The organism is Anaerostipes sp. CAG:276, assembly GCF_000432215.1.
GTDB classification, from domain to species: domain Bacteria; phylum Bacillota; class Clostridia; order Lachnospirales; family Lachnospiraceae; genus Anaerostipes; species Anaerostipes caccae.
Window position 1 is genome coordinate 16,469 of record NZ_FR889202.1, and the last position, 14,888, is coordinate 31,356.

The window sequence follows — 14,888 nt, forward strand, 5'->3', positions numbered from 1 at the left end:
TTTATCGGCGAAGCACATACTACTATAAATTATAGTGGTTGTCAAGCGAAAAGGGGGAAATCATGGCAACTATTGATCTTATCGTGCTGGGAATTTTGAAAAAGGAGTCTTTGAGTGCATACGATATTCAAAAGATCGTAGAGTACCGCAATATATCCAAATGGGTAAAAATCAGTACGCCTTCCATTTACAAAAAGGTTATTCAGCTGGAAAAGAAGGGCTATATGAAAGGGGATGTTGTAAAAGAAGGAAATATGGCGGAGAAAACGGTTTATTCTTTGACAGAGGCAGGAGAGAAGCAATTTGAAAAGCTTATGCTGGAGATTGCCTCAAAGCCGGTCCGGATATTTCTGGACTTTAATGCCGTCATTGTAAATCTGGACAGTCTGCCGAAGGAAAAACAGAAGTCCTGTTTGACAGAGATCGAAAACAACATGGAGACTTTAAAAGGATATATCGAAGAAAATATAAGCCTGAAAGAACATCTGCCGGAGATTCCGAAAACAGGAATGGCTGTCTTAGAGCAGCAGCTTATCTTGGCACAGGCACTGGAAACGTGGATTGAGGAATTAAAAGAAACTATGTAACTGCAGGATAAAATTTTTAGGAGGATAATTATGTTTGAATCAAGATGCGGTGTCTGCTGCAATTCATGTGAGCGAAAAGAGGAGGTCCACTGTACGGGATGCACAGAAATGAAACAGCCGTTTTGGGGCGGTGAGTGCGGAGTGAAGTCCTGCTGTGAGGCAAAAGGATTGGACCACTGTGGAGTCTGTCCGGATTTTCCGTGTGAGATGCTGTCTACCATGGGAGTAGAAGAAGGATTTGACCCGGAACCGAAGATTGCACAATGCAGGATTTGGGCGGGAGAGAGTACTGTTAAATAAACAACAGAATATGAGAATGACCTTAAGCCAGAAGATTTTTTCATCTTCTGGCTTAAAAATTGTTTACAAATCGAAAAAAGAGTTGTATAATACATTCAAAAGTACAAACGTCCGTACATTATAACGTTAGGATAAAATGATGGGAGGTGAAGTAATAGAATTTTAAAACAAAAGGCAGCAGTTAATATTTGAGGAGGTTAAGATGTATACAAATTTAAAAAAGGTTTTGAAAAAAGCAGATGAACTGAACATGGCAGTGGGGGCGTTTAATACCCACAGTCTGGAAATGCTTCCAGCGATTATCCTGGCAGCAAAAGAACAGGGAACACCGGTGATCATTCAGACGAGTGTCGGAACTGCTAAATATGTGGGACATAAAAATCTGGTATCTGTGTGTAGGACCATGTCAGAGGAAGCAGGAATCGATGTGGTGCTTCATCTGGACCATGCAAAAGAGTATGATGAGATCAAAGAGGCGATCGATGCCGGTTACAGTTCTGTCATGTTTGACGGATCATCCCTGCCGCTGAAAGAAAATATTTTAAAGACACAGCAGATCATTGAATATGCCAGAAAGTTTGATGTCTCTGTGGAAGCAGAATTGGGGATCGTCGGGGGAACAGAGGACGGAGTAGCCGTATCAGAGGCAGAAGTACGCTATACAGACCCAAAAGAGGCAGTGGACTTTGTGAAGAAGACAGGGATTGACGCGCTGGCAGTGGCGATCGGCACCAATCACGGACAGTATAAGTCCAAGACAAACATTAATTTTGAAAGACTGAAAGAGATTAAAGAGGCGGTAGACCTTCCTCTGGTTATTCACGGCGGGACCGGAGTAAAGGATGAAGATGTGAGACAAGTGATCGATCTTGGAATTCGGAAGTTTAATGTGGGTACAGAACTTCTGGTCACCTGGACGAAAAAGTCCAAAGAGCTTTTTGGACAGACATCAGAGAGCAGTTCTCTTAGAAATAATGTAATGCCGTGTATAGAAGCAGTCAACCAGGTAGTACAGAGGAAAATAGAACTTTTTAAAAATCTCAATTAAGGCGGGTGATGCAGATGAGAGCAGGATATTATACAGGGGACCGGACCTATGAAGTGAGAGAAATACCTGACCGGGAACCGGAAGATGATGAAGTAAAAATCGAAGTGGCATGGTGCGGACTGTGCGGCACAGACATTCACAAGTTTGAGGGGAAAAACGGTGCCAGTCCGGTGATTCCGCCGATCATCCTCGGACATGAGTGTTCCGGGATCGTGACGGCTGTGGGTCCGAAGGTTAAGTATTTTAAGCCCGGAGACCGGGTCGCGGCAGATCCCAGTTACGGATGCGGGAAATGTAGCTACTGCCAGCAGGGGCTTCCGAATTTCTGTCTTGAAAGGCACGGTGTGGCAAAAGGATTTTCTGACTATGTTTACCCTCCGGAGCAGAACGTCTATAAAGTGTCGGAGAAACTGGATCTTAAAAATGCGGCATTCGCAGAGCCTTTGTCCTGTGTGATCCACGGACTGGATCTGATTCAGATCCGAAGCGGCTCGGCAGTGGTAATTTACGGTCTGGGTTCTATCGGAAGCCTGATGCTTCAGATGGTGAAACTCTCAGGGGCCTCTGTCATTATCGTGGTTGAGAGGGAGAAAGAGAAACAGAAGCTGGCTCTTGAGCTGGGAGCCGATTATGCAGTGGACGACAAAGAGATAGAAAAGCTGGCTGAGACATTTAATATTGACTATGTTATCGAATGTATCGGATTAAAAGCGACCATGGAGCAGTCTCTAAAGATTGCGGGAAAAAACGCCAGGGTACTGCTGTTTGGGCTCGGAGATCCGGATGAGCCGATTTCCATGAACCAATTTGAGGCGTATACAAAGGAACTCAGCATCTATACTTCTTATTTAAATCCAAATACAACGAAACGGGCGGTGGCGCTTTTAGAGAGCAGAAAGCTTGATACCGATGCGATCATCAGTGCCAGTCTTGACCTGGAAGAGATGGGCGAGGAGCTTAAGACACAGAAGTATGCAAAGAAAGGAAAAGTGATGGTCCGTTTAACCGGAAAACACTAATCGAAAAGAGGAGGATTTAAGATGGTAATTTCAGCGATTTTAGTAGCTTTGTTGGCAACGATGGGCCAGTGGTGGTTTTTCGGTCCGGTGACAAAATGTCTGGTGTATCCGCTGACCACAGGTCTGCTGACCGGTATTTTTATGGGAGACCCGATGACAGGTATGCTGGCGGGAGCCAACATTCAGTTAATCTATCTTGGATGGATTTCCGCAGGGGGAACCATGCCGAGCAATACGATCGTAGCGGGGATCTTCGGCACGGCGATGACGATTCTTTCAGGCGCAAGCCCGACCATGGCGGTGACATTTGCCATTCCGTTCAGTATGTTCGGACTCTTACTGAACCAGGTTTATATGACCGTAAACTCTTTCTGGATCCACAGGGCTGATGGAATGCTTGAGAAGGGAAATATCAGAGGGGTGAGGCTCATGAACTTTGTCCCGTCTTTCCTGGTGGCCTTTGCTCTGTATGGGATTCCCGCCTTTGCCCTCGTGATGTCCGGGAAGTCCTGGGGCACGGCCCTGATCAATGCGATTCCGAAGAGTCTTGTATCTGCGCTCCAGGTCGTCGGAGGGATCATGCCCGCCCTTGGAATCGCCATGCTTTTAAACTATCTTGGAAAGAAAAAGCTGATTCCGTATTTCTTCGCCGGATTTTTCCTGACGATCTACTTAAAACTGGATATTATGGCCGTTGCGATTTTCGCGGCAATCATTGCAATTATCATGTTTATGGCTGATAATAAAAAGGAAGAAAAAACGAAGAAAGTGAAGCGCCTGACTCTGAAGAAAAATGAAGAGCGCACAGACTATACAGACGAAACGCAGGCAAGAGATTATGAGAAAAAACTGTCAAAAAGAGATCTTGTAAAGACATGGCTTGCCACTACCAGCACAGAGGCATGCTACAACTATGAACGGCTGCAGGCACTAGGAATCGCCAACCTGATGATTGGGCCGATCAGACGTCTCTACGAATCCAATGAAGAACGGGTCAGAGAGCTTAAAAAGTATATGGTATTTTATAACTCAGAAGTCTTTACCATCGGGCCGATCATTAACGGGATCACGGTTTCTATGGAAGAGGCCAGAGCCAACGGAGAAAGCGTATCTGCAGAGGACATCAATTCTGTCCGCACCGGACTGATGGGGCCGGTAGCCGGTATCGGAGACACCGTTATGCAGGGAATCCTGTTTCCGATTTTAGCAGGTATCGGCTGTACCATGGCTCTGGACCGGAATTTCGTCGGACCGGTATTCTTTACGGTATTGTTTGAGATCCTGATTTTTACATGCGGATATTTCATGTTCATGAACGGCTATAAATACGGAAAATCTACTCTGCTGAAAATTCTTAAAAACGGCGTGATCGATAAGGTGACCAATGCGTTCAGCATTGTGGGCCTTATGGTTGTGGGATGCATGGCTTCCACAAGGATTACGGTGAATACACCGTTTAAAATTGCCGTGGGCAGTGGTGTCGTGAAGTTTCAGGAGATCTTAAATTCCCTTCTTCCGGGACTGATTCCTTTGGCTATTACCCTGATCGTATGGAAGCTTGTTTCAAAGAAGATCAATGTCACATGGATCGTTATCGGCATCTTCATTGTAGGAATTGCGGCATCCTATCTGGGAGTGCTGGGATTTGTAGGATAGAGGGGTGCTGTTATGATACATATTATATTAGTAAGCCACGGGCGTTTCTGTGAAGGTCTCTTAGAAAGCCTCCAAATGGTGGCAGGAGAACAGGAGGGGATATCAGCTGTCCCTCTCATGCCCGGAGAGTCGCCGGAAGCATACAGAAACAGACTGGAAAGTGAGATAAAAGAGTACGAATCAGAGGAAGGCACTTTGGTTCTTACGGATGTGACAGGGGGAACCCCTTTTAACAGTACAGGATACCTGGCGAAAGACCATAAGATCGGTCTGGTTTCAGGTATGAGTATGCCGATGCTGATCACTCTGATTTTTGCAAGGACGGAAAAGAGCACACTGGATGAGCTGATACAGGAAGCGGTCTCTCCGGGAGCATTGGCAGTAAAGGGAATGAATTTAAGCGAAGGAGGCAGGAAGCATGGAAAACTTAGTCTTAACAAGAATTGACGACCGGCTGATCCACGGGCAGGTGATGACGGCATGGATCAAGCAGAAAAATGCAGTGCAGGTTGTCGTGGCTGATGATGAAGTGGCAGAAGATGAATTTATGATCAATGTGCTGGAAATGGCAGTGCCCGATGAGATTGCCATCGGAATCTTTAACAGGGATGACGCGGTGGAATTTATGAAACAGGGGCTGGAGGCTCCGACCATCCTTCTTGTGAAAGGACCGGAGATTTTAAATTACATGGTGGATCACGGAATTGAAATCGATGAGATTGACGTGGGAGGAATGGGTGCAAAAGAGGGGAGAAGTGTTTTGTATAAAAACATTTCCACCAACCCGGAAGAAAATAAAAACTTCCTTGATTTAATCCAAAAGGGAGTCAATGTTTTTGTCCAGGTGATGCCTCAGGATAAACAGGTCAATGTTGCGGAGTATATCAAAAAGTAAAGGAGGCTTTTAAAATGAATGTGGAGAGATTAGATGACAAGGTAACCGTCATCACCGGAGGCGGAAGCGGTATGGGAGCCGCTATGGCAAAAGAGTTTGCAAAGAGAGGAGCCAAAGTTGTGATCTTTGACTTGAATGAAGAAAAATCTATGCAGGTTGTGGATGAAATAAAGGCCGGTGGCGGTGAGGCCTGCTTTTTTAAGACGGATGTAACGAAGAAAGAGCAAATTGATGAAAACACATGTAAAGCAGCCGAAAGATATGGTAGAATCAATTCATGGATTAACTCTGCCGGATTTTCCAAAATGGCGCCGTTTCTGGAAAGCAGCGAGGAACTTTGGGATACGACAATCAATGTGAATCTGAAAGCTACCTTTTTATGCTGTCAGGCGGCAGTGAGGCAGATGCTTGACGGAGGCGGAACGATCATCAATATGTCTTCACTTTCAGGGAAAAAGCCAAGTTCCTGGCAGACCATTTACTGCGCAAGCAAATACGGAGTTCAGGGATTATCCCAGTCTATCGCAAAAGAGTTTGCGGACAAGGGCATACGGGTAAATACCATCTGTCCGGGAATCGTCCCGACAGAGATGTGGCAGAAGTTAAAATATGAATATGCAAAGAAAAGAAATTTAGATCCGGAAGAAGTGCTCCCGTATTTTGAGAAGAATATTCCGATGCATAAGCTGGTAGATCTGAAAAATGTAACGGATGCGGCGATCTTCTTATCTACGGACAGTTCAAGTTATCTGACCGGACAGTCCATCAATCTTGTGGGCGGGGAGCTGATGGAATAATTTTAGGAATATAGTTACAGAGAGGTGTAAGCGATGAAACACGAATTGGATTTCAGCGGAAGGGAACAGCTTTATTACCAGATATATGATTATATGTACCAGGACATTGTCACCGGAAAGTATCAGATCGGGGATCTGATCCCTGCGGAGAGTGAAATGATGGCATATTACAAGGTCAGCAGGGCTACGGTCAGAAAGGCGATGGATATGCTGGCAGATGAAGGGCTGATCGAAAAAAAACGCGGCCATGGGACTTATGTAAAGAACTTGAAGGCAAAAAGCGATAACCAGAAGATCGTCAATTTTTTACGGGAACACAGCGACGGCAAGAGAGTGGCGAGCAAAAAGGTTCTGGACAAGACGGTCATCAGTGCGGATCAGGAAGTTTTGGAAAATCTTCAGCTTGAAGAAGGGGCAAAAGTGATCAGGATTGAGAGGGTCCGGTATGCAGATGAAAAGCCCATGTATATTGAGACCAACTATCTGGATTATCAGTGGGTTCCGGAGGCCCTGGAGAAAGACTTTTCCAAGGAATCGCTGAGAGTGTATTATGTGAACCATTGCCATATCAAGCTGGCAAAAGCGGAAGAAAAGATTTATTCTATTCTGGCAGATGAGCGGAGGGCCAGGCTGCTTCAGGTGGAAGAGGGAGCCCCGCTGATCTATGTGAAACGTGTTTCCTATGATGAAAATAAAATTCCAAGAGAGTATGTAGAAGCTTATTACCGGGCAGATACTTATTATCTGACAGTTGAATTAGCATTATAATAGGAGACTGCCGCTTTGCCGCGGCAGTCTGTTTCTTTGGGAGAGATGTATGAAAAAAGCAATGATACTCCTTGCCGGTTATCCGGCGACAGGGAAGACATTTCTGTGCAGCCGTATTTTGAAGCGGCACAGTGAATTTATTGTAGTTTCTCAGGATGAAATGAAAGAGAAGCTGTGGGACCGTTTTGGATTTGAAAATATCGAAGAAAAGACTCGTCTGGAAGATCAAAGCTGGGAGTTGTACTATGAAACGCTGGAGGAACTCATGAGCGGGGAGCACTCGGTAATTTCGGATTATCCGTTCAGCGAGAAACAGAAGGGAAGGCTTGAAAGTCTGTCTTTGACTTATGGATATCAAGTGCTCACGATTCGCCTTACCGGAGACATTGATGTTCTGTATGAGCGTTCAAAAAGCAGAGACCTGGAACCGTCCAGACACCTGGCACATCTGGTGACACGATATCATGAAGGGGACGTACTGGAAGACCGGACGAAGGCGGATGCTCTGGTGACTTATGAAATATTTAAAGACAGGTGTTTAAATAAAGGTTATGATAGGTTTCAGCTGGGGAGCCTGATTGAACTGGACGTGACGGATTATGAGAAGGTTGATTATGAGGCGGTGTTGGATCGGGTGGATGAGATAATTGATAGAGACTGAATTGTGAAAAAATTTGTTTTTAATGATTATCGGAAGTATAAAATGTGATGAATTAAATACTGCAGTTTTTTCTCCTAATAACTTCAGAATTCGTTTCTGAGGCTATTAAAACATTTAGAGGATTGTACCAGTATTTTTTATAAATTTTTAAAATATATGGGAAAAAGGCAGTTGTTATAGTATGATATTTAATAAAGGTCGACCTATGATAGCGTAAAAAGTATGGGGGATCGACCGTTTTAAAAAATACGAGTTTATACGGGATGTAGAGATATATGAACTTTTTGGTAAGAATTGTTGTTTTAAAAGAATGACTATTTTATGCGGAAGAAATGGGTATTAGAAATAGCTATAGGCGATTGAAATCCCGGTGTCCCCGATCGTTCAAGTATCAGGCTTAGTGTATTAGAGATAACTATAAGTGATTGAAATCCTGCATCCAAGTCATCCCACCGCTTTGGGTATACGTATTAGAAATAACTATAAGTGATTGAAGCTGCTGAAATACAAGAGATGTAAGTTAGATAATTTCGTATGAGGCAAAGAGAAAATGTTGAAGTATAAAAAGAAAGTTTATATATCTACAGTATAAGGAGTACTATGATAACAAAAGAATTAGACTGTTTTAACATTGCACAGATCTGCGATTCCGGTCAGTGTTTCCGCATGAGGCAGAAGCGTGACAATCTATATTCAGTAATTGCAGGAAATGAATATTTAGAAGTGACCCAGAATGGAGGCCAATGCACATTTCACTGTGATGAAAATAAGTATGAGACATTTTGGAAGAAGTATTTTGATCTGAATGCAGATTACAAAAAATACATAGAATCCATAGACGAAGAAGACAGTTACCTTAAAAAAGCCTCGGAATTTGGTTTTGGCATCCGTATTTTGAGGCAGGATTTGTGGGAAATGATCGTCTCATTTCTAATTTCACAGCAAAATAATATTGTCCGTATCCGCCGGTGCATTGACAATATTTGTGAGCGTTATGGTGAGAAAAGATCTGACGGGTGCGGGAATTTTTACTATACATTTCCCAAAGCAGAAATATTGGCGGAGCTTCATGAGGATGCTTTAAAGGACTGCAACCTGGGGTACCGGAGCAAGTATGTAGTGCGGACGGCAAAGAGTCTGACCGGAGGAGAGGTATCTTTGGAGGCAATAAAACAGATGCCTTATAAAGAGGCAAAGGCCGAATTAATGAAACTGTATGGTATCGGGGAGAAAGTGGCAGATTGTATCTGCCTGTTTGCGCTGCATCATTTTGAGGCATTTCCGGTGGACACCCATATCAGACAGGCTCTGGAAGGCCATTATCCTGACGGGTTTCCGGCAGAGAGATACAGAGGGTGTGAGGGTGTGATGCAGCAGTATATTTTCTATTATGAGCTGTTGGGAAAGAAATTAGGATGATTTCAGTTTTGCTTTGGAAGCAGACTGCTCAGGGAATTAATAAGTTATTGAGTTCAGATTAAAGTTTTAAGATAACCTTAGAAAGAAATTTACATCAGAAGTCTCTTTATGTTTTTTAACGTAGAGAGACTTCTTTTTGTTAATAAAAAGAAAAACTATTATAATTATGCACAATAAATAATTGATAATAATATATAAATTATACAAAATGTCAAGAAACCATTGACTGATATACCGATATACCGGTATACTAATCGTATCAAAAGTATAGGTTCATTTTAGGTTTTTAGAGAGAAGGAGGTAGCTGCAATGTATTTATTTTTATCACACAAATTAGACCCTGAAGGATTCGCATGGCCGGGAGAGCCGGTTATTAAGGTGGAGCAGATGACGGATGTATCAGAGGATTGTCCGTTTTGTTCCTTTATCAGTACTTTGCCCAATCACTTTGGAACTCACATGGATGCTCCACGACACTTTGTTAAAAACGGGATCAGTATCAATGAACTGCCGATAGAATATTTCTTTCACAAGGAAACCGCGCTTTTAGAAATACCAAAGAGCGATGCCCAGGGAATCACCAAAGAGGATATAGAACCTTTTGCGGATGTTTTATCACAGGTATCTTTTGCCCTGATCCGTACAGGATTTGAACAGTATAAGTTTACAGAGCCGGAGAGATACCAAAAGGAAGGACCGTATATTGCACCGAGTGCGGGTATTTACCTCTCCGAAAATTTTCCGGATTTAAAGGGAATCGGAATGGATTTTCTCGCTATCGGATCGCCGTCTGACAAAGTGCCGGAAGGAGAACTTCCTCCGGATTGTCACAGAAATATTTTGGGATTCTATACAGGGAAATTTGTGACAGGGATTGAAGACATGCATCTTTCAGAAATTCCAAAAGGTGCGAAAATACTGAATTTTATCAATGCGCCACTGAGAATTGAAGGACTGGATTCCAGCCAGGTTGTATGCATAGCGGAAATTGAAGAGAAATGACAGGAGACAGAAAAATGACAAAAGTAGGATTTATAGGTCTTGGGATCATGGGACTCCCAATGGCCATTAATTTAAAGAATGCAGGGATAGAACTGATGGTGAATGATCTGAATCATCAGTCAGTAAGACAGATGACAGATCTTGGAGCTTTAGAAGGAACAAAGGCGCAGATTGGAAAGGAATGCGGCATTATTTTTATGATCCTTCCAAATGGTATGATTGTGAAGGATGCTGTTTTCGGGAAAGACGGGATTGCATCTGCGGTCAAAAAAGGGACGGTCATATGTGATATGAGTTCTGTGACTCCTGTACAGTCGAAAGAATGCTATAACAGATTGGAAAAGATGGGGGTCAGTTTTGTGGATGCTCCTGTCAGCGGCGGGGAGCCAGGGGCTGTTTCAGGAACACTTGCCATTATGGCGGGAGGCGATCAGGACGCTTTTGACAGACTGATTCCATATTTTGAGATCATGGGATCTTCGGCACTTCTGATTGGAGGAAGCGGAAGCGGCAGCATTACAAAGCTTGCCAATCAGGTGATCGTAAATATGAATATTGCTGCCGTTTCAGAAGCTTTTGTGCTTGCATCAAAGGCCGGGGCAGATCCATCCAAAGTGTATGAGGCTATCAGAGGCGGACTGGCCGGAAGTGCTGTCTTAGATGCAAAAATGCCGATGATCCTTGAAAGAAATTTTAACCCGGGAGGGAAGATCTCTATCAATCACAAGGATATTAAAAATGTAGTTGAGACAGCCCATGAAATTGACGTGCCGGTGCCTTTTACCAGTCAGCTTTTTGAGATTTTTCAGGCTCTGAAGGTAGAGGGACATATGAACGACGATCATGCGGGGATCGTGCAGTATTTTGAGAAACTTGCACAGACAGTAGTAAAAAGTACAACGAAAGAATACTGAGAGGTGATGAATCATGGCTGAATATAGGAAGACAGAAGTTTTAAAGCAGTACAGTCCTGTAAATGAAGGGGTAATCGATCGTCTGTTGAACGAAGAAATTAATAAAAGTCAGACAAAGTTTGTTGTTTTGGATGATGACCCTACCGGAATACAGACTGTTCATGATATTTCGGTATTTACAGACTGGTCAAAAGCCAGTATGAGAAAAGGTTTTATTGATGAAAACAGACTATTTTACATATTAACCAATTCCAGGTCTATGACACCGGAACAGACAAGACAGGTGCATGAAGAAATTGCCCGAACAGCAGAAGAAATCTCCCGGGAATTAAATCAGAAATACGTGTTGATCAGCAGGAGTGACTCCACGTTAAGAGGGCATTATCCTTTAGAGACAAATGTTTTAAAGGAAGTCATGGAAAAGCAGGGCGGTCATTCTGTGGACGGGGAGATTTTGTGTTTCTTTTTCAAAGAAGGCGGAAGATATACCATTGATAATGTCCATTATGTAAAAGATAATGAAATGCTGGTGCCGGCCGGAGAGACGGAATTTGCCAAAGATAAAACGTTCGGATACAAGAGCTCAGATCTGAGAGAGTATGTAGAAGAAAAAAATCAAGGGTTGTTTAAGGGTAAAGATACCGTCTGCATTTCTCTTGAAATGCTCAGAAACTGTAACTATGCACAAATCGAGCAAAAGCTGATGACTGTTAGAGATTTCAATAAGGTGATTGTCAATGCAGTGGATTACTGTGACCTTAAAGTATTTTGTACTGCGCTTTACCGGGCTATGGGAAAAGGGAAGACATTTTTATTCCGTTCGGCAGCATCCCTGGTAAAAGTGATCGGAGGGGTATCAGACCGGAAGCTTTTGACCAGAGAAGAGATGATAACTAAAGATACAAACCATGGGGGAATTGTAGTAGTGGGTTCTCATACCAATAAGACGACAGCGCAGTTAAAAGAACTCCTGACACTAGACGAGGTAACAGGGATTGAATTTGACTCGGATCTGGTGCTGAAGGGAGATCAGATTTTTGACGGCGAGATCAGCCGGGTGGTCAGTCTTAGTGAACAGATCATAGCATGCGGAAAGACTGCTGTATGTTATACAAAACGCAGGCTGCTGACGGTTGACAATGACAGCAAAATGGAAGCGCTGCTCCGGTCTGTAAAGATATCACAGGGGGTACAGGCTCTGGTGGGAAGACTGAAAATTGTTCCTGCCTTCGTGGTTGCAAAGGGGGGCATTACATCCAGTGATATTGGGACGAAAGCACTTTCAGTGAAAAAAGCAAATGTTATGGGCCAGATCAAACCGGGAATTCCTGTCTGGCAGACAGACGAACAAAGTAAATTTCCGAAAATCCCATATATTATCTTTCCGGGTAATGTAGGAGAGACTTCTACACTGAAAGAGGCTGTTGAGGAATTGATCCGCTGATAAAACGGCGGTTCAGGAAGGAGTGGCAGATGGAACATATGAATCTGTATCTTGCAGAACTGGTTGGAACTGCATTATTTATGGTGTTAGGATTGGGGGTCTGTGCCAATATTTCTTTGAGTAAATCCGGTATGTGCGGGGCCGGAGGTATTGTAGCGGCTCTTGGATGGGGTGTTTCAATGGTGACGGTAGCAGTGTGTTTTGGACCTGTATCCGGAGCTCACTGTAATCCGGCGGTGACGGTAGGTTTTTGGGCAGCAGGAAATTTGAGCGGAAGCCTTGTTCCGGGATACATCATCTCACAATGCATCGGGGCATCTGTCGGAGCTTTGATCATCTGGCAGCTGTATAAAGATCATTTGGATGAAGAAGAGTGTCCGGGTACCAAGCTGGGTGTATTTACCACAGGTCCGTCAATTCAGAATTCCTGGCGGAATTGTCTGTCAGAGATCATGGCAACCTTTTGTCTCATGTTTGTCCTGCTTTCCCTTGGACATCAAAATCCGGCAAATGGAGTGGCAATGTTCTTTGTATTCTGCGGAGTGGCAGGAGGGGTCATGTCTTTTGGGGGACTGACCGGTTATGCCATTAACCCGGCAAGAGATCTTATGCCCCGTATTATCTATACACTTGTCCCTATAAAAAATAAAGAAGGATCAAATTGGGGATATGCATGGGTTCCCATAGCAGGTCCTTTGATGGGAGCATTTCTTGCGGCAATGTTGTATAAAGTGATTTTTTAGCAATTTAAGATTTCAGCAGACATCCTTTTTTCAGAGAGATTAGAAAAAAGGATGTTTTTTTGTTCCATAATAATCTGCGGTGGATGAAAGATTCTGAAAGATATGCTATAGTATTAGGTAATTGTTAACAATATGAAGAGGCTTTTTATAGAAGATGAGGTAGTAGTATGAAAAGTACACAGCTGTTGCAGTCCAAAGCATATGATTATCTGAAAGATCTGATACTGAACGATAAGTTGGAGCATGGGGTCATCTATTCCCAGAAAAAAGTGGCGGAAGAACTGGGAATTTCAAAAACACCTTTGAGAGATGCTGTTTTACGGCTGGAGCAGGAACGATATATTGATGTCTATCCAAGCAAAGGCTTTATGATTCATGAAATGATGGAGGATGATATCAGGGAGACCTATCAAATACGGAATGCTATCGAAACCTTTTGTTTAAAGCAGCTGGTTGCAGATTTGGATTCAGCTAATGCACAAAAATGTCTGATTGATCTGCGGACAAAGATTAAACTGCAGCAGAATCTGATCGAAACAAATGGTTCCAGCGAGGAATTTGCGAGGATCGATTATGAGTTTCATAAAGGTATTGTAGAATTTCTGGGAAATGATGCAATGCTTCATTTATATAAAGAATATATGCACCGTATCTTTTGGCAGAATGTTCTTTCTTTTACACGGGAAGGAAGGATGCAGGAGACAATTAGGGAACATCAGGGGATCATGGATGCTCTGGAAAAGCAGGATGGAGCAGAGCTTGAGAAGCTGCTGAACCGTCACTTATCAGTAGCTGAAAATATTAATCTGGAGCTGATAAAAGAAAAACCAAGGATGTTGTAATGGATAAAAAAGAAGCGATTGTTTGGCAATAGAGAATAAAATAAACGATAGTTTGAAGGCAGAGGAAGAAGAACGAAGTATAAAGGTTTCTAAATCATAAAAACGAAAAGGAATTTATGCTGTACGATAAAGACATACGCGATCCTCTGTTTGATTTTCTGGAGGAGCGCTACCATAAAATTAGGATTATAGAAGAAAAACAGATGGGACGCTCCAGGGCTGATATTGTCATGGTTACAGAAGATTCTGTTTTTGGTATAGAGATTAAGAGCGATGCGGACAGTTATACACGGCTGAACAGACAGGTCAAAGATTATGACCGGTTTTTCGACTATAACTATGTAGTAGCAGGCACCAGACATGCACTGCATATAGAGGAAAAGGTCCCGGAATGGTGGGGAATCATTACGGCAGAAGAGATAGGTGATCAGGTGGATTTCTATCTGCTCCGGAGTCCGGTCAAAAATCCGAAACTCGTGTGGAGAGATAAAATGAAATTGCTATGGAGGCCGGAACTGGCTCATATACAGCAATTAAATCAGCTTCCTAAATACAAACAGAAGAGCAAGGCATTTGTTATTGATAAAATTATAGAGAGGGTTCCTCAGGCTGTATTAAAGACCCAAATCAGTGATGAGCTGTTTGAGCGGGATTATCACGCAATCGAAGATACTATCCGTCTATATAAATCTAGGAAAATTTGACAGGTGTAAAAGGTACTTGCATATTATTTTTTTGAGGATTATAATGACTTCAATGTATCAGCAGCAGTCCGAAAATGAATAGCGGATGA

17 protein-coding genes are annotated in these 14,888 nt (G+C 43.1%); all 17 read left to right on the forward strand.

Features of this window, described 5'->3' with window-relative positions:
* Window positions 1-62 precede the first annotated feature (62 nt).
* The 17 genes from QVP35_RS13205 (at window position 63) to QVP35_RS13285 (ending at window position 14,799) form a co-directional block, all read left to right on the forward strand.
* Window positions 63-587, forward strand: coding sequence for a PadR family transcriptional regulator (locus QVP35_RS13205; protein ID WP_006567694.1), 525 nt, complete (start codon window positions 63-65; stop codon window positions 585-587).
* A gap of 30 nt (window positions 588-617) precedes the next feature.
* Entirely contained in the window at window positions 618-887 is a 270-nt protein-coding gene (locus QVP35_RS13210) for a DUF3795 domain-containing protein (protein ID WP_009291135.1), read from the forward strand.
* 202 nt (window positions 888-1,089) lie between these two features.
* The gene (locus QVP35_RS13215; protein ID WP_006567692.1) at window positions 1,090-1,935 is read left to right on the forward strand and encodes a class II fructose-bisphosphate aldolase; all 846 of its coding nucleotides are present in this window, start codon (window positions 1,090-1,092) and stop codon (window positions 1,933-1,935) included.
* Between the two features lie 14 nt (window positions 1,936-1,949).
* The gene (locus QVP35_RS13220; protein ID WP_009291136.1) at window positions 1,950-2,954 is read left to right on the forward strand and encodes a zinc-dependent alcohol dehydrogenase family protein; all 1,005 of its coding nucleotides are present in this window, start codon (window positions 1,950-1,952) and stop codon (window positions 2,952-2,954) included.
* Window positions 2,955-2,975: 21 nt separating this feature from the next.
* On the forward strand, window positions 2,976-4,610 hold the full coding sequence (locus QVP35_RS13225) for a PTS system mannose/fructose/sorbose family transporter subunit IID (protein ID WP_006567690.1): 1,635 nt from the start codon (window positions 2,976-2,978) through the stop codon (window positions 4,608-4,610).
* Between the two features lie 12 nt (window positions 4,611-4,622).
* Complete coding sequence (locus QVP35_RS13230) at window positions 4,623-5,057, forward strand: PTS sugar transporter subunit IIA (RefSeq protein WP_009291137.1); 435 nt, start codon at window positions 4,623-4,625, stop codon at window positions 5,055-5,057.
* Window positions 5,029-5,505: a PTS sugar transporter subunit IIB gene (locus QVP35_RS13235; protein ID WP_006567688.1), complete on the forward strand. Its 477-nt coding sequence runs from the start codon at window positions 5,029-5,031 to the stop codon at window positions 5,503-5,505. Before QVP35_RS13230 ends, QVP35_RS13235 begins: the two co-directional genes overlap by 29 nt.
* A gap of 14 nt (window positions 5,506-5,519) precedes the next feature.
* Window positions 5,520-6,302 (forward strand): SDR family NAD(P)-dependent oxidoreductase, encoded by a 783-nt coding sequence (locus QVP35_RS13240; protein WP_006567687.1) that lies wholly within the window; start codon window positions 5,520-5,522, stop codon window positions 6,300-6,302.
* Between the two features lie 33 nt (window positions 6,303-6,335).
* Complete coding sequence (locus tag QVP35_RS13245) at window positions 6,336-7,070, forward strand: GntR family transcriptional regulator (RefSeq protein ID WP_006567686.1); 735 nt, start codon at window positions 6,336-6,338, stop codon at window positions 7,068-7,070.
* 49 nt (window positions 7,071-7,119) lie between these two features.
* Window positions 7,120-7,731 carry an AAA family ATPase gene (locus QVP35_RS13250; RefSeq protein ID WP_006567685.1) on the forward strand — a complete coding sequence of 204 codons (612 nt, stop codon included), beginning with the start codon at window positions 7,120-7,122 and terminating at the stop codon, window positions 7,729-7,731.
* 600 nt (window positions 7,732-8,331) lie between these two features.
* Complete coding sequence (locus QVP35_RS13255) at window positions 8,332-9,150, forward strand: DNA-3-methyladenine glycosylase family protein (RefSeq protein WP_006567684.1); 819 nt, start codon at window positions 8,332-8,334, stop codon at window positions 9,148-9,150.
* 309 nt (window positions 9,151-9,459) lie between these two features.
* Complete coding sequence (locus tag QVP35_RS13260) at window positions 9,460-10,152, forward strand: cyclase family protein (RefSeq protein ID WP_006567683.1); 693 nt, start codon at window positions 9,460-9,462, stop codon at window positions 10,150-10,152.
* A gap of 14 nt (window positions 10,153-10,166) precedes the next feature.
* Window positions 10,167-11,066 (forward strand): 2-hydroxy-3-oxopropionate reductase, encoded by a 900-nt coding sequence (gene garR / locus QVP35_RS13265; RefSeq protein ID WP_022261252.1) that lies wholly within the window; start codon window positions 10,167-10,169, stop codon window positions 11,064-11,066.
* 13 nt (window positions 11,067-11,079) lie between these two features.
* Window positions 11,080-12,510, forward strand: coding sequence for a four-carbon acid sugar kinase family protein (locus tag QVP35_RS13270; protein WP_022261253.1), 1,431 nt, complete (start codon window positions 11,080-11,082; stop codon window positions 12,508-12,510).
* Between the two features lie 29 nt (window positions 12,511-12,539).
* Window positions 12,540-13,253, forward strand: a complete 714-nt coding sequence (locus QVP35_RS13275; protein ID WP_006567680.1) for an MIP/aquaporin family protein — start codon at window positions 12,540-12,542, stop codon at window positions 13,251-13,253.
* A gap of 167 nt (window positions 13,254-13,420) precedes the next feature.
* A complete protein-coding gene (locus QVP35_RS13280; RefSeq protein ID WP_006567679.1) occupies window positions 13,421-14,095 on the forward strand; it encodes a GntR family transcriptional regulator in 675 nt (224 codons plus the stop codon).
* A gap of 116 nt (window positions 14,096-14,211) precedes the next feature.
* Window positions 14,212-14,799, forward strand: coding sequence for a sce7726 family protein (locus QVP35_RS13285; protein WP_006567678.1), 588 nt, complete (start codon window positions 14,212-14,214; stop codon window positions 14,797-14,799).
* The last annotated feature ends 89 nt before the right edge of the window (window positions 14,800-14,888 follow it).